This window comes from Mesorhizobium sp. LSHC412B00, assembly GCF_000503035.1.
Taxonomy (GTDB): domain Bacteria; phylum Pseudomonadota; class Alphaproteobacteria; order Rhizobiales; family Rhizobiaceae; genus Mesorhizobium.
Genome location: NZ_AYWB01000001.1, coordinates 312,930 through 333,989, shown reverse-complemented (window position 1 = coordinate 333,989; position 21,060 = coordinate 312,930). Strand labels below are relative to the sequence as shown.

General features: G+C 62.3%; 26 protein-coding genes. 14 read left to right on the top strand and 12 right to left on the bottom strand.

All coding sequences use genetic code 11. The features are described 5' to 3' along the window. Positions 1-134 precede the first annotated feature (134 nt). Genes X757_RS162895 through X757_RS162905 form a run of 3 tightly spaced genes read left to right on the top strand, consistent with a single transcriptional unit; the run spans position 135 to position 2,664 of the window. Positions 135-764 carry a DUF1285 domain-containing protein gene (locus tag X757_RS162895; RefSeq protein WP_023670010.1) on the top strand — a complete coding sequence of 210 codons (630 nt, stop codon included), beginning with the start codon at positions 135-137 and terminating at the stop codon, positions 762-764. Further along, positions 764-1,396 (top strand): CoA pyrophosphatase, encoded by a 633-nt coding sequence (locus X757_RS162900; RefSeq protein WP_023724971.1) that lies wholly within the window; start codon positions 764-766, stop codon positions 1,394-1,396. The genes X757_RS162895 and X757_RS162900 overlap by 1 nt, the downstream gene beginning before the upstream one ends. Beyond that, positions 1,393-2,664, top strand: coding sequence for a CCA tRNA nucleotidyltransferase (locus tag X757_RS162905; protein ID WP_031203840.1), 1,272 nt, complete (start codon positions 1,393-1,395; stop codon positions 2,662-2,664). The genes X757_RS162900 and X757_RS162905 overlap by 4 nt, the downstream gene beginning before the upstream one ends. Positions 2,665-2,670: 6 nt before the next feature. Here X757_RS162905 and X757_RS162910 read toward each other — a convergent pair whose 3' ends face one another. From X757_RS162910 to hemF, 3 genes are all read right to left on the bottom strand, one after another. Then, positions 2,671-2,856, bottom strand: coding sequence for a DUF1059 domain-containing protein (locus tag X757_RS162910; protein WP_023670013.1), 186 nt, complete (start codon positions 2,854-2,856; stop codon positions 2,671-2,673). A 230-nt stretch (positions 2,857-3,086) separates the two neighbouring features. Then, entirely contained in the window at positions 3,087-3,347 is a 261-nt protein-coding gene (locus X757_RS162915) for a DUF1344 domain-containing protein (protein ID WP_023670014.1), read from the bottom strand. Positions 3,348-3,585: 238 nt separating this feature from the next. Further along, the gene (gene hemF, locus X757_RS162920; RefSeq protein WP_023724969.1) at positions 3,586-4,500 is read right to left on the bottom strand and encodes an oxygen-dependent coproporphyrinogen oxidase; all 915 of its coding nucleotides are present in this window, start codon (positions 4,498-4,500) and stop codon (positions 3,586-3,588) included. 275 nt (positions 4,501-4,775) lie between these two features. On the opposite strand from hemF, the gene X757_RS162925 reads away from it, so the two are divergent. Next, a complete protein-coding gene (locus tag X757_RS162925; RefSeq protein WP_023724968.1) occupies positions 4,776-5,033 on the top strand; it encodes a hypothetical protein in 258 nt (85 codons plus the stop codon). Here X757_RS162925 and soxR read toward each other — a convergent pair. Both soxR and X757_RS162935 read right to left on the bottom strand, forming a co-directional pair. Beyond that, complete coding sequence (gene soxR / locus X757_RS162930) at positions 5,030-5,476, bottom strand: redox-sensitive transcriptional activator SoxR (RefSeq protein WP_023691595.1); 447 nt, start codon at positions 5,474-5,476, stop codon at positions 5,030-5,032. The genes X757_RS162925 and soxR overlap by 4 nt on opposite strands. A gap of 146 nt (positions 5,477-5,622) precedes the next feature. Beyond that, positions 5,623-6,081, bottom strand: a complete 459-nt coding sequence (locus X757_RS162935; RefSeq protein ID WP_023670018.1) for a tRNA (cytidine(34)-2'-O)-methyltransferase — start codon at positions 6,079-6,081, stop codon at positions 5,623-5,625. 445 nt (positions 6,082-6,526) lie between these two features. Here X757_RS162935 and X757_RS0133065 point away from each other — a divergent pair, with 445 nt between their 5' ends. The 5 genes from X757_RS0133065 to X757_RS162955 are packed head-to-tail and all read left to right on the top strand — an operon-like array spanning position 6,527 to position 11,541. After that, positions 6,527-6,934: a hypothetical protein gene (locus X757_RS0133065; RefSeq protein ID WP_023705916.1), complete on the top strand. Its 408-nt coding sequence runs from the start codon at positions 6,527-6,529 to the stop codon at positions 6,932-6,934. Between the two features lie 27 nt (positions 6,935-6,961). Next, a complete protein-coding gene (locus X757_RS162940) occupies positions 6,962-8,857 on the top strand; it encodes an ABC transporter ATP-binding protein (protein ID WP_023724967.1) in 1,896 nt (631 codons plus the stop codon). A gap of 10 nt (positions 8,858-8,867) precedes the next feature. Then, a complete protein-coding gene (locus X757_RS162945; protein ID WP_023705914.1) occupies positions 8,868-10,751 on the top strand; it encodes an ABC transporter ATP-binding protein in 1,884 nt (627 codons plus the stop codon). Positions 10,752-10,754: 3 nt separating this feature from the next. Beyond that, a complete protein-coding gene (locus tag X757_RS162950; RefSeq protein WP_023691590.1) occupies positions 10,755-11,231 on the top strand; it encodes a GNAT family N-acetyltransferase in 477 nt (158 codons plus the stop codon). A 1-nt stretch (position 11,232) separates the two neighbouring features. Then, positions 11,233-11,541 carry a DUF6665 family protein gene (locus tag X757_RS162955; RefSeq protein ID WP_023724966.1) on the top strand — a complete coding sequence of 103 codons (309 nt, stop codon included), beginning with the start codon at positions 11,233-11,235 and terminating at the stop codon, positions 11,539-11,541. Between the two features lie 20 nt (positions 11,542-11,561). Here X757_RS162955 and X757_RS162960 read toward each other — a convergent pair whose 3' ends face one another. Genes X757_RS162960 through X757_RS162970 form a run of 3 tightly spaced genes read right to left on the bottom strand, consistent with a single transcriptional unit; the run spans position 11,562 to position 12,609 of the window. Next, the gene (locus X757_RS162960; protein ID WP_023724965.1) at positions 11,562-11,906 is read right to left on the bottom strand and encodes a cupin domain-containing protein; all 345 of its coding nucleotides are present in this window, start codon (positions 11,904-11,906) and stop codon (positions 11,562-11,564) included. A gap of 5 nt (positions 11,907-11,911) precedes the next feature. Then, a complete protein-coding gene (locus X757_RS162965) occupies positions 11,912-12,334 on the bottom strand; it encodes a type II toxin-antitoxin system VapC family toxin (protein WP_023724964.1) in 423 nt (140 codons plus the stop codon). After that, complete coding sequence (locus X757_RS162970) at positions 12,334-12,609, bottom strand: type II toxin-antitoxin system Phd/YefM family antitoxin (RefSeq protein ID WP_023701566.1); 276 nt, start codon at positions 12,607-12,609, stop codon at positions 12,334-12,336. The genes X757_RS162965 and X757_RS162970 overlap by 1 nt, the downstream gene beginning before the upstream one ends. 259 nt (positions 12,610-12,868) lie before the next feature. Between X757_RS162970 and petA the strand changes: the two genes are divergently transcribed. From petA to X757_RS162995, 5 genes are all read left to right on the top strand, one after another. After that, a complete protein-coding gene (gene petA, locus X757_RS162975; protein ID WP_023670027.1) occupies positions 12,869-13,429 on the top strand; it encodes a ubiquinol-cytochrome c reductase iron-sulfur subunit in 561 nt (186 codons plus the stop codon). 16 nt (positions 13,430-13,445) lie between these two features. Beyond that, the gene (locus X757_RS162980) at positions 13,446-14,789 is read left to right on the top strand and encodes a cytochrome b N-terminal domain-containing protein (RefSeq protein ID WP_023724963.1); all 1,344 of its coding nucleotides are present in this window, start codon (positions 13,446-13,448) and stop codon (positions 14,787-14,789) included. A gap of 23 nt (positions 14,790-14,812) precedes the next feature. Next, a complete protein-coding gene (locus X757_RS162985) occupies positions 14,813-15,685 on the top strand; it encodes a cytochrome c1 (protein WP_023670029.1) in 873 nt (290 codons plus the stop codon). A 186-nt stretch (positions 15,686-15,871) separates the two neighbouring features. Next, the gene (locus X757_RS162990; RefSeq protein ID WP_023691587.1) at positions 15,872-17,017 is read left to right on the top strand and encodes an alpha-hydroxy acid oxidase; all 1,146 of its coding nucleotides are present in this window, start codon (positions 15,872-15,874) and stop codon (positions 17,015-17,017) included. 9 nt (positions 17,018-17,026) lie between these two features. Beyond that, positions 17,027-17,572, top strand: coding sequence for an adenine phosphoribosyltransferase (locus X757_RS162995; protein ID WP_023724962.1), 546 nt, complete (start codon positions 17,027-17,029; stop codon positions 17,570-17,572). Positions 17,573-17,701: 129 nt separating this feature from the next. On the opposite strand, the gene X757_RS163000 is transcribed toward X757_RS162995, so the two are convergent. From X757_RS163000 to ychF, 4 genes are all read right to left on the bottom strand, one after another. After that, complete coding sequence (locus tag X757_RS163000) at positions 17,702-18,166, bottom strand: MaoC family dehydratase (protein WP_023724961.1); 465 nt, start codon at positions 18,164-18,166, stop codon at positions 17,702-17,704. Then, positions 18,163-18,624: a MaoC family dehydratase gene (locus X757_RS163005; RefSeq protein ID WP_023670033.1), complete on the bottom strand. Its 462-nt coding sequence runs from the start codon at positions 18,622-18,624 to the stop codon at positions 18,163-18,165. Before X757_RS163005 ends, X757_RS163000 begins: the two co-directional genes overlap by 4 nt. A gap of 78 nt (positions 18,625-18,702) precedes the next feature. Beyond that, the gene (gene corA, locus X757_RS163010) at positions 18,703-19,677 is read right to left on the bottom strand and encodes a magnesium/cobalt transporter CorA (RefSeq protein ID WP_023724960.1); all 975 of its coding nucleotides are present in this window, start codon (positions 19,675-19,677) and stop codon (positions 18,703-18,705) included. Positions 19,678-19,877: 200 nt separating this feature from the next. Beyond that, the gene (gene ychF, locus X757_RS163015; RefSeq protein WP_023724959.1) at positions 19,878-20,981 is read right to left on the bottom strand and encodes a redox-regulated ATPase YchF; all 1,104 of its coding nucleotides are present in this window, start codon (positions 20,979-20,981) and stop codon (positions 19,878-19,880) included. Positions 20,982-21,060: the final 79 nt, after the last annotated feature.

Below are 21,060 nucleotides of genomic sequence, written 5' to 3'. Positions count from 1 at the left end.
TCCTTGTGCTGGAAGTACCGGCTTGCACTGTAGTGCCTTAGAATGCCGCGATTCGGCTTCGCCTGGCGCCTACGAATGAATTTAAATCACAGACTTAGGCTGACAAGCGGAACAACAGTGACTATTTCGTGACCATGACGGAACGCTCCGAACATCGCGAACACAGCCTTGCTGCCGCAACCGAGGCGCGCGGTCTCGAAGCGTTGATCTCGCGTGCGGCTCGCGCCGGCAAGGGCGCGGCGCCGGTGGAGCGCTGGAATCCCGACTTTTGCGGCGATCTCGACATGGAGATCAAACAAGACGGAACGTGGTTCTATCTCGGCACGCCGATCGGCCGCATGCCGCTGGTGCAGCTGTTTTCCAGCGTGCTGCGCAAGGACGAGGATGGCAGGACCTATCTGGTGACGCCGGTCGAACGGGTCGGCATCCGCGTCGTGGACGCGCCTTTCATCGCGGTTGAAATGGATGTTTCCGGCGCCGGCGCCGAGCAGACCATCACTTTCCGCACCAATGTCGGCGATGTCGTCGAGGCCGGACCTGGCCATCCGCTGCGCTTCGTCGACGAGAACGAGACCGGCGGCCTGAAGCCCTATGTGCTGGTGCGCGGGAGGCTGGAAGCGCTGGTGGCGCGGCCGGTGATGTACGAACTGGTCGAGCATGGCGAGGAGATCGATATCGGCGGCAAGACGATGTTTGCCGTGCGCTCGAAAGGCGAAATCTATCCGATCATGCCGGCGGAAAAACTGAAGCGGCTGAGCGCATGATGGATCAGGTGAGGCCGCCGCCGTTTTCCACAGCGGATTTTCGCGCGCGGGTCGCGGCGCAAGCTGAAGCCCATGCCGGCGACGATTATGGCGATCATCGCTTCAACCCCGGCCATCCACGGTTGACGCAGCTCAAAGCGCTGCGCGACGCCGCAGTGCTGATCCCGGTCGTCGATCATGGACGCGATGCGACCGTGCTTTTGACCAAGCGGGCGGAAAAACTGCGCAGCCATTCGGGGCAGGTGGCTTTTCCCGGCGGCACCATTGATCCCACCGATGCGACCCCGGAAGCAGCGGCCTTGCGCGAAACCTTCGAGGAGATCGGGCTCGGCCAGGACCGCATCGAGATCATCGGCCGCATGCCCGATTATGTCGCCGGCAGCGGCTATCGCATCGCGCCGGTGCTGGCGATCGTCGAGCCCGGTTTTACGCTGTCGCTCAATTCCGACGAGGTCGACGCCGCCTTCGAAGTGCCGCTTTCGTTCCTGATGGATCCGGCCAACCACACCAGGGACAGCCGCATGTGGAACGACCTGGAATGGTTCTTCTACGATATGCCCTATGGCGGCCAGCGCATCTGGGGCGTCACTGCCGGCATCATCCGCACGCTCTATGAAAGGCTCTATGCTTGAGTGATCCGATATCGCTGGCGGGCAGAGCCGACTGGCTGGGTGAAAAGCATCTCCAGCGGCTGCTTGCCGTGCTGGCGCAGGGCGGCGAGGAAGCCCGCATCGCGGGCGGCGCGGTGCGCAATGCGCTGATTGGGCAGCCGGTCGCCGATATCGACGTTGCTACCACTTGCCTGCCCGAGGAAACCGTTCGCCGCGCCGAGGCGGCGGGCTTCAAGGCAGTGCCGACCGGCATCGAACACGGCACGATCACGGTGATTGCCGGCGGCGCGCCCTATGAGGTCACCACGCTGCGCGCCGACATCGAGACCGATGGCCGCCGCGCCAAAGTGTCGTTCGGCCGCGACTGGAAGGCCGACGCCGAACGGCGCGATTTCACCATCAACGCGCTCTATGCGGAGGCTGACGGGACGGTGGTCGACCTGGTCGGCGGCGTCGGCGATATCGAGGCACGAAGGCTGCGCTTCATTGGCGATGCCGAGCAGCGGATCCGCGAAGACTATCTGCGCATCCTGCGTTTCTTCCGCTTTTTCGCCTGGTATGGCGAGGGTCGGCCCGATGCCGAGGGATTGAAGGCCTGCGCCCGGCTCAAGGACGGTCTCGCCCATCTCTCGGCCGAACGCATCTGGTCCGAGCTGAAGAAGTTGTTATCGGCCCCAGATCCGTCGCGCGCCTTGCTGTGGATGCGCCAGGCCGGCGTGCTCACCAGCGCCCTGCCGGAAAGCGAGAAATGGGGCATCGATGCCATTCATGGGCTGACCAAGACAGAAAAGGATCTGGGCTGGGCGCCGGACCCGCTGCTCAGGCTGGAGGCGATCGTGCCGCCCGATGCGGCGAGGATGAAGACACTGGCCGAGCGGCTGAAACTTTCGACCACTGAGGCGGAGCGCCTGCGCCACTGGGCGCTGACGGCTGCCGTCGAGCCCAAGACAAGCGAAGCGGAACTGGCCAAGAAACTCTATTCCGGCGAGCGCCAGGGTTTTCTCGATCGCCTGCGGCTGTCGCTGGCGTCGGCGCGAGCGCGGGCTCTCGAGGACAATGACGCGCTGGTTCAGGCCGGCGGGTTTTCGCGCCTGCTCGCTTTTGCGCTGAAATGGGAAAAACCGGTGTTCCCAGTCAAGGGCGGCGATCTGACGGCGCTTGGCGCGTCGCCGGGGCCAATACTCGGTGCGATCCTGAAAAACCTGGAAAAGGAATGGATCGGGTCCGGCTTTGCGCTCGATCGCGACGCGCTGCTGGAGCGCGCCGCGGAAGCCTTGAAGGCCAGATAGGACTGCTCAGGCCGCGTCGCGAACTTTCTCGATGCGCGAGCGGATCGCCTCGATCATCGTCTCGCGAATGACCGTTTCGCCATGTGTCTCGCGCATATGGTCGACGGCGCGGCGCATGACCTCGGCTTCCTCACCGGCACGCGTGTGCCACTCACAGCCGGGAACCAGCGAGCCGCAATGGAATTCCTTCATGGGATTTTCTCCTTTCCTCCTTGGAGCCTGTGCCTCTCATGGGCACACGAAGCTCCGCCATCTCTGTTCCGCGCCCTGTCACAGCAGTCGGTTTCGGGGGCACGCACGGGGGAGCTAGCATAACACGGTTCGACCATTTTGGTTGCCGTGGGTGCGAAAAAGGCGGAGCAGCGCTGCTCCGCCCCTCTTGTCAGGCTAAGCCAAGGCGAGACCGTTCGGTCTTGTCCCGGTCACTTCACGATCTTGACGGACTCGGCAACCTTGTTCTTGCCGCTCATGTCCCAGGAAACGCGGACCTTTTCGCCGGCCTTCAGGCCAGGATCCTTGAAGGTCTTGGGCAGCGTAAAGGTCGATCCATCGTCCAGAACGAGGCTCATGGCCGTGCCATCATAGGTCTTGACCGTGCCCGTGGTGTGCTTGACCGCGGCAAAGGCAATCGAGCCGGAAGCGAGAAGGGCAGCGGCGGCTGCCGAAACAATGAGCTTTCGCATGTAATACTCCTGGAAATGCGGGCATCCGTTTGGAAAATGCTCCGCCTTGTTCAGGGCCGTCCGGTAGCGTCGTGTCGCGGTTCGGGACTGAACCGCCGGCGCTTCCCGGCCCGAAACGACAAATAGTCGTTTTATTTCAATTGCCTATTAGACGAAAAAGATAATGGCGATGCCACATTGGCTGCCCAGATTCGGCGAATGGGACGTCAATGCGGCTCACGTTTCGCTCACCGATTTTTTACGGCCACCTGACCTCCGGCGGCAGGCTGGACAGGATCGAAGCGACATTGCCGCCGGTCTTCAGGCCGAAGATGGTGCCGCGATCGTGAAGAAGGTTGAATTCGACGTAACGGCCGCGGCGAATGAGCTGCTCGTCGCGGTCGTCGTCGGTCCAGTTCTCGTTGAAATGGGCGCGAACCAGGTGTCCGTAGACGACAAGGAAAGAACGCCCGACATCCTGGACGAAGTTCAAATCGGCATTCCAGCCGCCTTTCTCCTCCCCCGAATGCAGCCAGTCGAAAAAGATGCCGCCGACGCCGCGCGGCTCGTGGCGGTGCGGCAGATAGAAATACTCGTCGCACCAGGCCTTGAATTTGGGGTGGTCGGCGATCGCAGCGTTCTTCTCGCAGGCGAACTGCATGGCTCGATGGAAGGCGAGCGTGTCGGGGTGATCTTCCGTGCGGTTGCGGTCGAGCACCGGCGTCAGATCGGCGCCGCCGCCAAACCAGTGGCGCGACGTCACGACCATGCGGGTGTTCATGTGCACGGCCGGCACGTTGGGGTTCCAGGGATGCGCGATCAACGAAATGCCTGATGCCCAGAAGCTCGGGTCTTCCTCGGCGCCGGGCATCTGCTTCCTGAATTCGGGCGAGAATTCGCCATAGACGGTCGAAGTATGGACGCCGACCTTCTCGAAGACGCGGCCGCGCATCATCGACATGGCGCCGCCGCCGCCCTTGCCATGGTCTCGTTCCCACGGCGTCTTTTCGAAGCGGCCGGGCGACCATTCGGCCAGCGGACCGGTCAAGTCCTGCTCGATCTGCTCGAAGGTGGTGCAGATGCGCTCGCGCAGCGTCTCGAACCAGAGCCTGGCCTTCATTTTCTTCTGTTCGATGTCGGGTGGCAGGCCTGCCGGTATTTCTGGTCGTTCCAAAATGCTGTCTCCGGTCGCGGCCGACAAAGGACCTAGTGGAGTGAATTTGACATTTGCACACAGCGTGGCGCAGGGCACGATGCAAATGTCAAATTCGAAAACTCCACCAGAAACATAAACTTGCTAGCGGTCCTTGTGATTCCAACATTCGCAACGGCGCCTGGGGATTAGGGAGGCGAATGTTGGAATCGGACCACTAGCCTTTTCCGGGCGCGATCCCTAATCTCTTAGGGGCAAGGGTCAAGTGTCATCTGGTTCGGCCCAGGAGTTCTTTCATGCGCACGCCGGCAAGACCGCCGCTGCATGGCCTGAAGAAAAGGCTCGATCGTTCACGCGCCGAGCGCGAGCGCGTGCCGCGTGACGGGTTTTTGCGCGAGACCTTCGTCCTGCCGCGCCCGGATGCGCGGCTCAAGGCCAAGGAATGGTTCGAGCGTTTTCCCAAGCAGGCCTACTGGACCGAGATCGAAAGCTGGTTCGAGCGGCCGGGCGACGTAATCGAATTCACCATACGGCGGCTGCCCGCGGCGGATTAGGATTCCACAAGCAGTCGCCTTGCGCCCGGCCCTTGCGCACTCAAGCGATCTTCCCTGTTTCGCAGCGGGCATTTGTCGATCGACATGCAGCCGCAGCCGATGCAGTCGGTAAGGCCGTCGCGCAGCTTCTTTAGCTGAGTGATCTTGCGATCGAGGTCGTCGCGCCAGCCGGTCGACAACAGGTTCCAGTCCTCGCGCGTCGGGGTACGGCCTTCTGGCAGCGATTCAAGTGCGGCGCCGATCTCGGCCAGCGAGATGCCGACCTCCTGGGCGATCCGGATGATCGCCACCCGCCGCAGCACGTCGCGGCCATAGCGCCGCTGGTTGCCCGACGTGCGGTGGCTGCGGATCAGCCCGCGCGCCTCGTAGAAATGCAGCGCCGACACCGCCACGCCGCTGCGCATGGCCAACTGGCCGACCGTCAATTCCTTTACCGGAGCCATCTCGATTTTCCGCTTGACCTCAACTTAAGTTGAGCTTGTAGCCAGGAAATGTCGATAGGGCAATTGAGGAGAAGGCGATGTGCGCCTGGGTGAGAATGATGCAAGACGCAAGGGCCGTTGGCGATGACGACAACGCGTTGAAGGTTCTAGCCGAGTTGCCGGATGGCTTCACCGGCGACCATGGCGACGGACAGCGCGACGTTGATGCTGCGCGTGCCCGGCTGCATCGGGATCGTCAGCCGCGCATCCGCCGCCTGATGGACAGGATCCGGCACGCCGGCGGATTCGCGGCCGAACAGCAGGATGTCGCCTTGGGCGAAGCTGAAGCCCGTATAGGGGGTCGCGGCTTTGGTGGTGAGCAGCACCAGCCGGCAGGCTTGGCCCTTGCGCCAATCCTCGAAGGCGTTCCAGTCGACATGCCGGGTCAGGGCAGCCATTTCGAGGTAGTCCATCCCGGCGCGCTTGAGCGCTTTGTCGGAGAGCGGAAAGCCGGCTGGTTCGATGATGTCGACGCCAAGGCCGAGGCAGGCGGCGAAGCGCAGGATTGTTCCGGTGTTGCCGGCGATGTCAGGCTGGTAGAGGGCGATGCGGAGACGGTGGTTCATTTCCGCGTCTTTCTAATAAGTGGCAGATCGGCCACAGCGGGTGGCTGGTTTTGGAAATTGCTGGACCTGCGGGTGGCCATTTTCTGCGAAGTCGATTATACAGCAGGCATTGTCAACCCGAACCGATGGAGGGGTATTTCATGCTGACCATGCACATCCTGCGCCCCTCCCGTGGGCTTACCTGCCTGCCGGCGGTTTCGGTACGACGATTTACCTGATTTCTTAGATCTGATCGCACCGATTCCCGCCGAACCCAATTTTCGGCTCTTGAAGGAATCCTGCGATGTTTTTCAACCGGTTAAAGGGGCCTAGAGCCCCAGCTGAGCATGTCGCGACCGAGGCCTATCCTCGTGTCCCGACGGATGCAATCCGTGCCTCCGGCCGAAGGCCGGCGCACGACATTGCTTCGCCTTTTTATGTCTATTTTCACACGGAGGACGGACCGATGTTCGATCCCTATAAGATACCTGGTTCAAGAAGCCTGCACGAACGCAAGACGGCGACCTGGGCGTTGCTAGTCGGCGAGACCTATTCGTCGGCGGTTCATGCCGAGACGCGCCGGCGTCCGCATCGCGGCATGTTGCCGGATGTCGATTTCTCGCGTGCGGTTCCCGACCACAGCCGGCCGTCGCTGGTGCGCCGGATCATCCGGCTGATCCGGCCGGGCGCGAAAAACCGCACTGGCGGCGGCGTGCCGTCAGCTCAGTCGAAGGCTTCTGTCGGTGAAAAGCCCGCAAGTCCCTATATTGCGCGAAGCAGGACCGATGGCCCGGGTGATTCCGGGCCGTCAGTCCCCGCCGACGTACGGTCTGGGGACGCGGAGCGCCCCGGGGATTTTTCCCGCGCCGCATGAGCGGACAACAGTTTTGTGAGCATCACTATGTTTAGCTGGTTTGAAAGAAGGCTCGATCCGTTCCCCGCAGCGGAACCGGTCGAGCCGCCGAAGACGCTGGTTGCCTTCTGCGTGCATTATACGCGCGGCGCCTGGCCATACATCATCCTCGACGCGGTGCTGGTGACGGCGATTGCCATCGCGGAAGTGTGGATGTTCGGCTTCATGGGCCACATCGTCGACTGGCTGTCCGGGCAGAACCGCGAAACCTTCCTGCAGACCGAGAGCTGGAAGCTCGCCGGCATGGCCTTCGTCGTGCTGTTCGCGCTGCCAGGTACAGTATGGCTGCATTCTTTGCTCAACCAGCAGACGCTGATGGGCAACTACCCCATGCGCATCCGATGGCAGGTGCATCGTTATCTCTTGAAGCAGTCGATGAGCTTCTACCAGGACGAATTCGCCGGCCGCATCGCCACCAAGCTGATGCAGACGGCACTCGCCGTGCGCGAATGCGTCATCAAGGTGATCGAGGTGCTCAATTACGTAATCGTCTATTTCCTCGGCATGCTGTTCATCGTCGGCTCGGCCGACTTGCGGCTGGCGGCACCTCTCGGCGTCTGGCTGCTCGGCTATATCGGGTTGTTGCGCTATATCATCCCGAAGCTGGGCAAGGTCGGGGAGGCGCAGGCCAATGCGCGCTCGACTATGACCGGCCGCGTCGTTGACAGCTACACCAACATCCAGACGGTCAAGTTGTTTTCCCATGCACGGCGCGAAGCAACGTTCGCCAAAGAAGGCATGGCAGGCTTCCTCGACACGGTCTACCGGTCGATGCGGCTGGTGACGGTGCTTTACGGCCTGCTCTATATCCTCAACGCGCTGCTCCTGTTTTCGGTGACGGCGACGGCGCTGTGGCTGTGGCTCGGCCAGGCGGTGACGATCGGCGCCGTCGCCGTGGTCATCGGCCTCGTGCTCCGTATGTGGGGCATGTCGCAGTGGATCATGTGGGAAATGTCGAGCCTGTTCGAGAACATCGGCACGGTGCAAGACGGCATCGCCTCGATCTCGCTGCCGCGCCTGGTCGAAGACCGGCCGGGGGCGAAGGACATTGCCGTCACCAAGGGCGAGATCCGCTTCGACGACATTCGTTTCCACTATGGCAAGCAGAAGGGCGTCATCGAGAACCTGTCGCTGACGGTGAAGCCCGGCGAGAAAGTCGGCATTGTCGGGCGCTCGGGTGCGGGCAAGTCGACGCTGGTCAATCTCCTGTTGCGGTTCTACGACCTCGAGAACGGCCGGATCCTGATCGACGGCCAGGAGATCGCTTCGGTGACGCAGGATTCGCTGCGCGCGCAGATCGGCATGGTGACGCAGGACACTTCGCTGCTGCATCGTTCGGTGCGCGACAACATCCTTTACGGGCGGCCCGATGCGACGGAGGAAATGCTTGTCGAGGCAGCCGGGCGGGCCGAGGCGCTGGAGTTTATCGGCAGGCTTTCGGATCACACCGGACGTAAAGGGCTCGATGCTCATGTCGGCGACCGCGGCGTCAAATTGTCCGGCGGCCAGCGGCAACGCATCGCCATTGCTCGCGTTATGTTGAAGGACGCACCGATACTTATCCTTGACGAAGCGACGTCGGCGCTGGATTCCGAAGCCGAGGCCGCCATCCAGGAGAATCTCTACAAGCTCATGCAAGGCAAGACCGTCATCGCCATTGCGCACCGGCTGTCGACCATCGCGGCGATGGACAGGCTCGTCGTCCTCGACAAGGGCCGTGTCATCGAGGAAGGGTCGCACGAGGAACTCGTTGCCAGCGGCGGGCTCTACGCGCAGCTCTGGCAGCGCCAGTCGGGCGGGTTCCTGCTCGACGACGGTCCGGTCGATGCCGCCAATGACGCCGTTGCCAACGACATCGGCGTGAAGGGTGAAGCCGCAGAGTGATGACGTCAGCATGATGACAGCCGTCTATCGCTGGTTCGAGGACTGGGTCTATCCGTTCAGGGAGCCGGCGGACCTTCGGCCACCGCCAAGCGTCGGCGGCTTCCTCTGGCACTATGTCGGCCAGGCGAAGTTCGCCTTCTTCGCCATGCTGGTCATCGGCGGCATCGCGCCGCTGATCGAGGCCGGGCTTTTCTACTTCGTCGGGCGGCTGGTCGATATTCTCGACCAGCTTCCCGGTGAACGCAGCTGGGACGCGCTGTGGACCGCCGCCGGGCCTGAGCTTGTTTTCATGATCGCAGTGGTGCTGGTCATCCGCACCGTCGTCGTCGGCCTGTCGGCGCTGGTCAACGAACAGACGATCACGCCGGGCTTCTACAATCTGGTGCGCTGGCAGGCGCACCGGCATGTGTCGCGGCAGTCCTACACCTTCTTCCAGAACGATTTCGCCGGCCGTATCGCGACAAAAGTCTGGCAGGCCGGGCAGGCGACCGGCGACCTGATGGAGAGCTTCATCGAGGTCATCTGGTTCATGCTCATCTATACGGTGACGACCTTGGCGCTGGTCGCCGGGCTGGATCTGCGCCTGGCCGTGCTGGTGGTGATCTGGATCCTCGCGTTCGCCTGGCTGGCCAAGCTCTATCTGCCCTCGATCCGCAGGCATGCCGAGGCCACGGCTGAAGCTGGCTCGATGATCAATGGGCGCATCATCGATTCCTATTCCAACGTGCAGACGCTGAAGCTATTCTCGGCCGACGGCGACGACCGCTACATCAAGAACGGCTTCGACATCTATCTCGATGCACTACGGCCCTTCACCCGCCGGCTGACCGGCGTGCGCATGGCGCTGACGACGCTGTCGGGCATCATGATCACCGCGATTGGCTGCTTTGCCGTCTATCTCTGGGTCGAAGGGTCGATCACCGTCGGCGCCGTCGCGTTCACGCTGTCGCTGGTCTTGCGGCTCAACATGCTGCTCGGGCGCGTGATGATGCAGCTCAACGGCATATTGCGAAATCTCGGCGTCCTGGAAAACTCCAAGGCGCTGATCTCGCAGCCGCTTGGCCTTGTCGATGCGCCGGATGCGAAAGAGCTTGTCGTCGCCGGCGGCCGCATCGAGGTGAAGAATGTCGAGTTCCACTACGGCAAGGGTTTTGGCGTGCTGAATGGCATCGACCTTGTGGTCAAGCCTGGCGAGAAGGTCGGGCTGGTCGGGCCGTCGGGCGCGGGCAAGACGACGCTCGCCAACCTCATCTTGCGCCTCTACGACCTCGAGAGCGGCAAAATCCTGATCGACGGGCAAGACGTCGCCGAGGTGACGCAGAACTCGCTGCGCGCCAATATCGGGGTGGTCAGCCAGGACACGGCGCTGTTCCACCGCTCGCTGCGCGACAACATCAAGCTCGGCATGCCGGACGCGACCGAGGCCGAGGTGATCGCGGCGGCGAAGAAGGCCGAGGCGCACGAGTTCATATTGGGCCTGCGCGACAACCGGGACCGTACCGGCTACGAGGCTTTTGTCGGCGAGCGCGGCGTGAAACTGTCGGGCGGCCAGCGCCAGCGCGTCGCGATCGCCCGCGTCTTCCTCAAGGATGCGCCGATCCTGATCCTCGACGAGGCGACCTCGGCGCTCGATTCCGACATCGAGGCGGCGATCCAGGAGAATCTGGCCAGGCTGATGGAGAACAAGACGGTCATCGCCATAGCGCACCGGCTGTCGACCATCGCCGCGCTCGACCGTCTTGTGGTGCTGGACGGAGGCCGCATCGTCGAACAGGGCACGCATGACGAGCTGGTGGCGCTCGACGGGCTCTATGCGCGGCTGTGGAAGCGGCAGTCCGGCGGCTTCCTCTACCACGAGGAAAGCGTGCTGGAAGAGACACGGCCGGCGGAGTAGGGCATGGCAGCGTCGCCTGATATCGGCTACGTCCTCAAGCGGCTACGGCCAACCGCGCCGGCCTTCGATGCGCTGAAGGAGGAGAGCCGGCTGGAAGGCTACTGGATGCTGGTGCGGCTGGCGGATGGCTGGGCGGGCGGCCGCAACAAGTTCCTGAAACGAGGCGAGGCGCTGTTTGGTGCATGGCATGGCCGAGAACTCGCTGGTGTGTGCGGGTTGAACATCGATCCTTATTTCGAAGGCAGGGACCACGGCCGGGTCAGGCACCTGTTCGTCAGCGCGCGTCATCGCCGCAGCGGCATTGGCCGCATGCTGGTCGAGACCGTCATTGACAGGGCACGTCAGCATTTTGCCGTGCTGAACACCCGCGCGCCACAAGAAGCCTTTGGGTTCTATGAACGGCTTGGCTTCCAGCCGGTGGTGGGCGAAGAATTCGTCACGCACCGCATGATGCTCTCTCAAGACAGAAAAGGAGGCTGAGATGTCACTGCGTCCGCCATCCCTAGGCGCCTCGGCTGCCGAAGCCGCGTTCGACGCCCTCGGCCATGAGATACTGGCTGAAAAGGCCGCAGCGCTCGGCCGTGCCGGCCAACGGGTCGAGGAAACGCTGGCCAAGCTCCGTCAGAACAACGACGACAAGGAGCAGCGACCGCGGCTGCTCAAGGAGGCTGCCGCAGCGGTGCACGCCTATTTCATCCAGCGTGAACTCTGCGGCCTGCGCCGGCATGAGTCGGTCATCCGCGAATACGATATCCCAAGGGCCGTGCTGGTCAGGCTCGGTGCAAGCTAGAGGTCATCAGCCGGCAACATTCATTCCAGCCATTCGGTGATGAAGCTGCCGTTTTCGTGGATGTCGGTCGTTTCGAGCGGGCCTGGGCCAAGATTGGTGAATTTGTGCGGCGTATCGGGCGGCACGATCAGGATCTGGCCGGCCGTGGCCTCGATCTGCTGGTCGCCGATCGTGAACAGGCCGGTGCCTTGCCGGATGATGAATATCTCACAATAGGGATGCGTGTGCAGGCGCGGGCCGCCGCCAATCTCTTCCTGATAGTTGAAAATCAGGCAGGAGTTGGAGCCGTAGGCGCCGCATTGCAGTTCGCCCTGCCAGCGGCCGGGCGTCCTGGTCCAGGTCTCGCGGTCGATGATGTGTGCCATAGCCTCTAACCCTTCGTCGGTATCCAGGGGTTGAAAAGCTTCACGCCGGTGCCTTCAAAATCCTTGGTGTTGCGGGTCACGACTGTCAAGTTTTTGACGAGCGCGGTAGCGGCTATGAGGGCGTCGCGCTCCGGCTTTGGATCGGGAACGTGGAGGTTTGCGCAACGCAGGACAACAGCCGTGTCTATGCTCAATATCCGGTCGTCAAACTGTGGAATGAGTGTCTGATCCAACCACTCACGGTACATGGTGGCCTGGCGAGTATCCTTCCTCGACAAGAGCAATGTTCCGATTTCGAGTTCCAGGATCGAAATGACCGACATGAAAAAGCTGGCGATGTCGTGGGTCTCTGACCAGGCCAAAACGTTGCGATCGGCCTTGTCCCGACGACGCAGATTCGAAACGACATTGGTGTCAAGAATGAACATCAGTCGAGTTCGGGAATCTTGAAAAACGGTCCTTCCAGGCGAGGTGGTTCCCAGTCGAAATCTGCTTCGGGGCGATCATCGGCAATCGCGTCCGCGAGGCTTCTCGGCTTCTTCTCTAAACGCTGATATTCCTCCATCGACATCAGCACATGGGAGGGCTTGCCGCGGTCGGTAATGATGACCGGCCCGTTCTTGGCTGCCCGTTTGGCATGCGCCGTGTCCTGGTTGAATTCACGGCTCGACATGATGGTTATCGTCTTCGTCGAGATATTCATATCAACACCTCCATCCGGAAGATGTAGACATATTGCTACATTCGGCCAAGCTCGTCAAATTTCTCTTCGTGCGGAACGCCCGCGACAATCTGCCCTTGTGGCCTCAGCCCGCTGGACAAAAACGGGCTTCACGCATAAACCGAAATCCAAATGCCGGAGGAATTCGCTAGCTTGTTCGCCATGCGCTGTCGGGCCGGCGCGATGGAGCGGGGACAAAGCTCGGCGGCCGGCTCGGAAGAGGCGAAAGGATCAGGCACCCGTGAGCGCAACCGACACCCAGGATCCCAACCGTCGTGATTTTCTCTACGTCGCCACCGGCATGGCCGCAGTGGTTGGCGCAGGTGCCGTCGCCTGGCCGTTCATCGACCAGATGCGCCCCGATGCCTCGACGCTGGCGCTGGCCTCGGTCGAGGTCGATGTCGCCTCGCTGACGCCTGGCATGTCGCTGATCGTCAAATGGCGCGGCAAGCCGGTCGTGGTGCGCAATCGCACCGAGCAGGAGATGAAGGACGGCGAAGCCGTGAACCTTGCCGATCTCAAGGATCCTATTGCCCGCAACGCCAATCTGCCCGCCGATGCGCCGGCGACCGACGCCAACCGCACCACGCCCGGCAAGGAAGCCTGGATGGTGATGGTGCAGGTCTGCACGCATCTGGGGTGCATTCCGCTTGGCCAGGAAGGCGATTTCGGCGGCTGGTTCTGCCCGTGCCACGGTTCGGTGTACGATACCGCCGGCCGCATCCGCAAAGGCCCGGCGCCGGAAAACATGGCCGTGCCGGTATTCAAGTTCATTTCCGATACCAAAATCCTTATCGGTTGAGGCAGGGGATAATTCGATGAGCGAGGGACACTCGACCTATACGCCCAAGACCGGTATCGAACGCTGGTTCGACGCCCGCATGCCGCTGCCGCGCATGGTCTATGACAGCTTCATCGCCTATCCGGTGCCGCGCAACCTTAACTATGCGTGGACCTTCGGCGGCATCCTCACGATCATGCTGGTGGCGCAGATCCTGACCGGTATCGTGCTGGCCATGCACTATACCGCCGACACCAACCTCGCCTTCAATTCGGTCGAGAAGATCATGCGCGACGTCAATTCGGGCTGGCTGTTGCGCTACATGCATTCCAACGGCGCCTCGTTCTTCTTCGTCGCCGTCTACATCCACATCTTCCGCGGGCTTTATTACGGCTCCTACAAGGCGCCGCGCGAGCTGCTGTGGATCCTCGGCTGCATCATCTATCTGCTGATGATGGCGACCGGCTTCATGGGCTATGTGCTGCCTTGGGGTCAGATGAGCTTCTGGGGCGCCACCGTCATCACCGGCTTCTTCAGCGCCATTCCGCTGGTCGGAAACTGGATCCAGGAACTGCTGCTCGGCGGTTTCGCCGTCGACAACCCGACGCTCAACCGCTTCTTTGCGCTGCACTATTTGCTGCCGTTCATGATTGCCGGCGTTGTCGTGCTGCACATCTGGGCGCTGCATGTGGTCGGCCAGTCGAACCCGACCGGCATCGAGGTGAAATCGAAGACCGACACCGTTGCCTTTACGCCCTATGCGACCATCAAGGATGCATTCGGCATGATCGTGTTCCTGTTCTTCTTCGCCTATTTCGTCTTCTACCTGCCGAACTTTCTCGGCCATCCGGACAATTACACGATCGCCAACCCGCTGAAGACGCCGGCCCACATCGTGCCGGAATGGTACTTCCTGCCGTTCTACGCGATCCTGCGCGCGATCACCTTCAACATCGGGCCGATCAACTCCAAGCTCGGTGGCGTGCTGTGCATGTTCGGCGCCATCGTCATGCTGTTCCTGGTGCCGTGGCTCGACACCTCCAAGGTGCGCTCGGCGGTCTACCGGCCCTGGTACAAGCTGTTCTTCTGGCTGTTCGTCGCAGACGCTGTCCTGCTTGGCTGGCTTGGCTCGCAGCCGGCGGAAGGCGGCGGTCTGTTGACCCTCCTGATAGGTGAGGTCTCGGGCAACTACGTTGGCTACGCTCAAGCGGCGACACTGTTCTACTTCGCCTTCTTCCTCGTCATCCTGCCGGTGCTTGGCCTGATCGAGACGCCACGCAGACTGCCGAATTCGATCACCGAGGCGGTGCTGGAGAAGAACAAGGGTGCCGGAGGGGGACATCCGGCCGGTGCGACCGCGGCGCCGGAAACCAAAGGCTGAGTGAGAATCTAAGGGGATTTGGCATGAAAAAGATTCTCACCTCGCTCGCCCTGCTAGGCGTGTTTGCCGCTGGCATCGGAGCCGTCGGCAGTGTGGCGATCGCCGCTGAAGAGGCGCACAACGCGGCGGCACCGACGCATTTCCCGATCCACGAGCCGAAGGAGATGGACTGGACTTTTGCCGGTCCGTTCGGCACCTACGACAAGGCGCAGCTGCAGCGTGGCTTGAAGGTCTACAAGGAAGTCTGCTCGGCCTGCCACTCGATGAATCTGGTGGCGTTCCGCACGCTGGAGGACCTCGGCTATTCGGAAGCGCAGATCAAGTCGCTGTCGGCCGAGTACACCATCCATGATGGACCCAACGATGCCGGCGACATGTTCGACCGGCCGGGCAAGCCGTCAGACCATTTCCCGGCGCCGTTCGCCAATGAAGAGGCGGCTGCCGCTTCCAACGGCGGCGCTGCCCCACCGGATATGTCGCTGCTGGCCAAGGCGCGCGGCGTCGAGCGCGGCTTCCCGCGCTTCGTCTTCGACATCTTCACGCAATATGCGCAGGGCGGCCCGGACTACATCCATTCGCTGCTGACAGGCTACGACGAGACGCCACCTGCCGGCATGGTGATCCCCGAAGGCACCCACTACAATCCATACTTCATGTCCGGCGTGTCGCTGAAGATGCCCAAGCCGCTGTCCGACGGCCAGGTCACCTATGATGACGGTTCGCCGCAGACGATCGACCAGTATTCGCGCGACGTCTCGGCGTTCCTGATGTGGGCGGCCGAGCCGCATATGGAAGACCGCAAGAAGACCGGCTTCCGCGTGCTGGTGTTTCTGCTTCTGTTCGGGGCGCTGATGTATCTGACCAAGCGCAAGGTGTGGGAAGGCGTGGCGCACTAAGCCGCATCTTATTCCTCGGAAATGGAAAGGGCGTCTTCGGACGCCCTTTTTGCTTGCCAAACCGGACATGGTTCGCATCTTGGCGCAGCAGCCGTCCAGTAAGAAGTCCGTTGGCACGCCGCCATGCGATTGGTATTGCACGCGCGCCCGGCGGATCGCCGGCTAAAGGGGCATTTGGGATCGATGATGCGGCTACGCGACTGTCACAACTTTTCCGATTTCCGGCGCATGGCCCAGCAGCGGTTGCCGGGGCCAATCTTCAACTACATCGATGGCGCGGCCGACGATGAGGTCACCTATCGCCGCAACACCGAGAGCTTCGAGCGCTGCGACCTCGTTCCCAACGTGCTGCGCGGGGTAAGCGAGATCGACATGTCGGTGACGGTGATGGGCCAGAAGCTGGCCATGCCCGTCTATTGCTCGCCGACCGCCTTGCAGCGGCTGTTCCATCATCAAGGCGAGCGCGCGGTGGCCAAGGCTTCGGCCAAATTCGGCACGATGTTCGGCGTGTCCTCGCTCGGCACCGTCAGTCTTGAGGAAGCGCGCAAGATCAGCAGCAGCCCGCAGGTCTACCAGTTCTATTTCCACCGGGATCGCGGCCTCAACCGGGCGATGATGCAGCGGGCGAAAGCGGTTGGAGTCGAAGTGATGATGCTGACCGTCGACAGCATCACCGGAGGCAACCGCGAGCGCGACAAGCGCACCGGCTTTGCCATCCCCTTCAAGCTCAACCTTGCCGGCATGCTGCAGTTCGCGCTGAAGCCGGGCTGGGCGATCAACTATTTCACCCATGAGGGGTTCAAGCTGCCGCAGCTCGACGAGCATGTCGACATGGGCGGCGGCACGATGTCGATCAGCCGCTACTTCACCGAGATGCTCGATCCGTCGATGACCTGGGACGATGTTGCCGAGATGGTCAGACTGTGGGGAGGTCCGTTCTGTCTCAAGGGCGTCATGTCGGTGGAGGATGCCAAGCGCGCCGTCGAGATCGGCTGCAGCGGCATTGTGCTGTCCAACCATGGCGGCCGGCAGCTGGACGGCTCGCGGGCGGCGTTCGACCAACTGGCCGAGATCGTCGATGCCGTCGGCGACAGAATAGACGTCATCATGGATGGCGGCGTGCAGCGCGGCACCCATGTGCTGAAGGCGCTGTCGCTCGGCGCCAAGGCTGTTGGCGTCGGCCGCTACTATCTGTTCCCCTTGGCGGCGGCCGGACAGCCGGGCGTCGAGCGGGCGCTGGAGCAGATGCGGGTCGAGATCGAGCGCGGCATGAAGCTGATGGGCTGCAGTTCGATCGAACAATTGTCGCGCAACAACCTCCGTTTCAGGTAATCTCGACCCATGAAATCCTCGCTCGAAGACACGCTGCTCGCCGCGATCCGCACCATTCCGGACTACCCCAAGCCCGGCATCCTGTTTCGCGACATCACCACTTTGCTCGGCAATGCGCGCGCCTTCCGCCGCGCCATCGACGAGCTTGTGCATCCCTATGCCGGCCAGAAGATCGACAAGATCGCCGGCATCGAGGCACGCGGCTTCATCCTCGGCGGTGCGGTCGCGCACCAGCTTTCGGCCGGTTTCGTGCCGATCCGCAAGAAGGGCAAGCTGCCTTACGAGACGGTACGCGTCGCCTACAGCCTGGAATACGGGCTGGACGAGATGGAGATGCACAAGGACGGCGTTGCGCCGGGCGAGAAGGTGATCCTGGTGGACGACCTGATCGCGACCGGCGGCACGGCGGAGGCGGCGGTCAAGCTGCTGAGGCAGATCGGCGCCGATATTCTTGCCGCGTGCTTCGTCATCGACCTGCCGGATCTCGGCGGACGGGCGAAGCTCGAAGCGCTGAGCGTGCCGGTGCGGACGTTGATCGGGTTTGAGGGGCATTAGGGAGTAGGGAGTAGGGAGTAGGGAGTAGGGAGTAGGGAGTAGGGAGTAGGGAGTAGGGAGGGAAGCTCCGCATTCCGTGCAAGGCGCAGCACCCACTGCTGCCTAATCCCTACTGCCTAAACCCTAGCCCTACCCAGCCTTCACCAGCACGGCGCTGTCGAACTCCAGCACCTTGTCGCCTGCCGAATCGGAACCTTCCGAGCGCAGCGCCAGCAGGCGCCAGCCGGGGCGGGTGGCAAGCGGGCGGTGGGACAGGGCCGTGCGCATGAAGGTGACGGTTTCGCCGGCATAGACCGGCTTTGGCCATTTCAGGTTCCTGAAGCCGGGGGAGGGGCCGAATTCTGGTACCGGGCCGGGTCCGGTCCATTGAGAAGCGTCCATAGGATTTTTGAGATTGAGCTTCATCCAGGTGGCCGCGGTGTGCCAGCCTGAGGCGCAGAGGCGGCCGAACACGCTTTTCTTCGCCGCCTCCTCGTCGACATGAAAGACCTGTGGATCGTATTTGCAGGCGAACGCCTTGATCGCCTCGGCTTGAAATGTGTGCGAACCGAGGTTGATTGTATCGCCGATGCGGAAGAACGCGTCGAGGCTCATGCGCCGGCCTCGCGGGTCAAGAACATGACAGTGTTCTCAAGTTCGAAGACGCTTTCACCGCGCTGGTTGAACAGTTCGCTGCGCAAGGTGACGAGGCCGAGCTGAGGCCTGGATTTCGACAGGCGCCTGGCAAGCACGCTGGTGCTGCCGGCCAGTGTGTCGCCGGCCAGCACCGGCTTCTTCCATTTGACCTGGTCGATGCCGGGCGCGCCTTGCGCGGTCGAGTCGAGCAGGAAGGCGTCGCACAGCATGCGCATGAAGATCGCGCAGGTGTGCCAGCCGGAGGCGGCCAAGCCGCCAAGGATGCTGGCCTTGCCGGCGGCTTCGTCGAGATGCATCGGCTGCGGGTCGAATTCGGTGGCGAATTCGATGATTTCGGCCGCACTCACCTGCTTGGCGCCGAGGTCGATCGATGCGCCCTCGGTGAAATCCTCGTAGGCCCAGCTTTTTGCGGTCATGATCCCAATCCGGTTGTACGATCACCGGGCATCCGGATGCCGTCCGGGCGGCGTTTGGTCAAGCGAATTCTATTGGGCCTACAACCAGCCGCGGCGGCGGAAATACCAGAACGGCAGGATCGCCGACAGGATCATCAGGGCGATGGCGAAGGGATAGCCGAGCTCCCATTTCAGCTCCGGGATGATGTCGAAATTCATGCCGTAGATCGAAGCCACCAGCGTCGGCGGCAGGAAGATGACGGCGGCGACCGAGAAGATCTTGATGATGGCGTTCTGCTCGATCGAGATCATGCCCAGCGTGGCGTCGAGCAGGAACGAGATCTTCTGCGACAGGAAGGTGGCGTGGTCGGCGAGCGACAGCACGTCGCGCGACACGGTCTTGATGCGGGCGCGGATGTCCTTGCTCATCTTGATCTGGGTCGCGACATGGGCGAGGAAGCCAGTGAGGCGCTGCAGCGAGATCAGGCTGTCGCGGATCGAGGAGGCGATGTCCTCCTTGCGGCCGATGGCCTTGAGCAGTTCCTGGAAATCGCGGTTGCGCTTGTTCACCTTGGTCGAGCGCGCTTCGAAGATATCGCGCGAGATCGTCTCGATGTCGCGGCCGGCGCGTTCGAGAATGTCGGCCAGCCGGTCGACGATCGCCTCCAGCAGGCCGATCAGGATGGTGTTGCCGGTGGTGCAGCCGGTCGCCACCTTCTCGGCGCGCAGCGGAAAGGTCTTGAACGCCTTCGGTTCATGATAGCGGATGGTGACCAGTCTCGGGCCGGCAAGCACAAAGGTAACCGGCGACATCAAGGGATCATCGATTTCGGTCTGCGCCGGCAGGGTGGCGGTCATGAAATAGGCGCCGTCCTCGATGTAGAGGCGGCTCGAAATCTCGATCTCCTCCATCTCCTCGCGCGTCGGGATGGCAACGCCGAGCCAGGTCTCGATCGTTGCTTCCTCTTCCTTGGTCGGGTTGAGAAGGTCGGCCCAGACGACCTGATCGCCATTGGCCACGAGATCGTCGGCGAGGCGCAGGCGATCATTGTCGACGACGAAGGCCTTGATCATCGCCGGTCTCCGTTGGTTGAGCCCAAGGTTTCGTTTAATAGCGATGGGTCTTGCACGCGCCGCCGTTCCCACGGGGACGGCCAAGTCGCATGCAAACGGCCATAGACCCGGTGCCAAGGGCAGTCAAGCGAAGCGGCATGCCGGCTCCTCCACTTGACGAAGCCGTGATCGGTCGCCGTCAGCGCGCCAGCCGCGGCGCCTCAGGTGTTGAACTTGAACAGCAGGACATCGCCATCCTGGACGACATATTCCTTGCCTTCGTCGCGCGCCTTGCCGGCCTCCTTGGCCGCCACTTCGCCGCCCAGCGTGACGTAGTCGTTATAGGCGATGGTCTGGGCGCGGATGAAGCCGCGCTCGAAGTCGGTGTGGATGACGCCGGCGGCCTGCGGGGCCTTGTCGCCCTTGTGGATGGTCCAGGCGCGCGTCTCTTTCGGCCCGGCGGTGAAATAGGTGATGAGATGCAACAGATCATAGCCGGCGCGGATGACCTTGTTGAGGCCGGGTTCGTCGAGACCGAGCGACGACAGGAACTCCATCTCTTCTTCGTCGGAGAGCTGGGCGACTTCGGCCTCGATCGCGGCCGAGATTACGACGGTGCCGGCGCCCTGCGCTGTCGCCATCTTTTCCACGGCCTTGGTGTGCTCGTTGCCGGTAGCGGCGTCGGCTTCGGCGACGTTGCAGACATAGAGTACGGGGTGTGAGGTCAAGAGGTTCAGTCCCTGCAGGATGCGCAGGTCTTCCGCTGAAATGCCCTTGAGCAGGATGCGGGTCGGCTTGCCGGCTTGCAGCAGCTCGAGTGCTGCCTCCATCATCGGCAGCACGGTGGTTGCTTCCTTGTCCTTGCTGCCGGCGCGCTTGCGGATCTGCACGATGCGGCGCTCGAGGCTGTCGAGGTCGGCGAGCATCAGCTCGGTCTCGACTGTATCGGCGTCGGCGACAGGGTCGATCTTGCCCTCGACATGGGTGATGTCGTCATCCTCGAAGCAGCGCAGCACATGCACGATGGCGTCGACCTCACGGATGTTGGCGAGGAACTGGTTGCCCAGCCCTTCGCCCTTGGAGGCGCCGCGCACCAGGCCGGCGATGTCGACGAAGGAGATGCGGGTCGGGATGATCTCCTTAGACTTGGCGATTGCGGCGATCTTCTGCAGCCGCGGATCAGGCACCGCCACCTCGCCGGTGTTCGGTTCGATGGTGCAGAACGGATAGTTGGCGGCCTGCGCCGCCGCCGTCCTGGTCAACGCGTTGAAAAGCGTCGACTTGCCGACGTTGGGCAAGCCAACGATGCCGCATTTGAAACCCATGTGTCCGGTCCTATCGGGAAACTAGAAATTTGATGAGGGCTATGGGCGATAGGAGTGAGCAACGTCAAGCCCCGCGGTC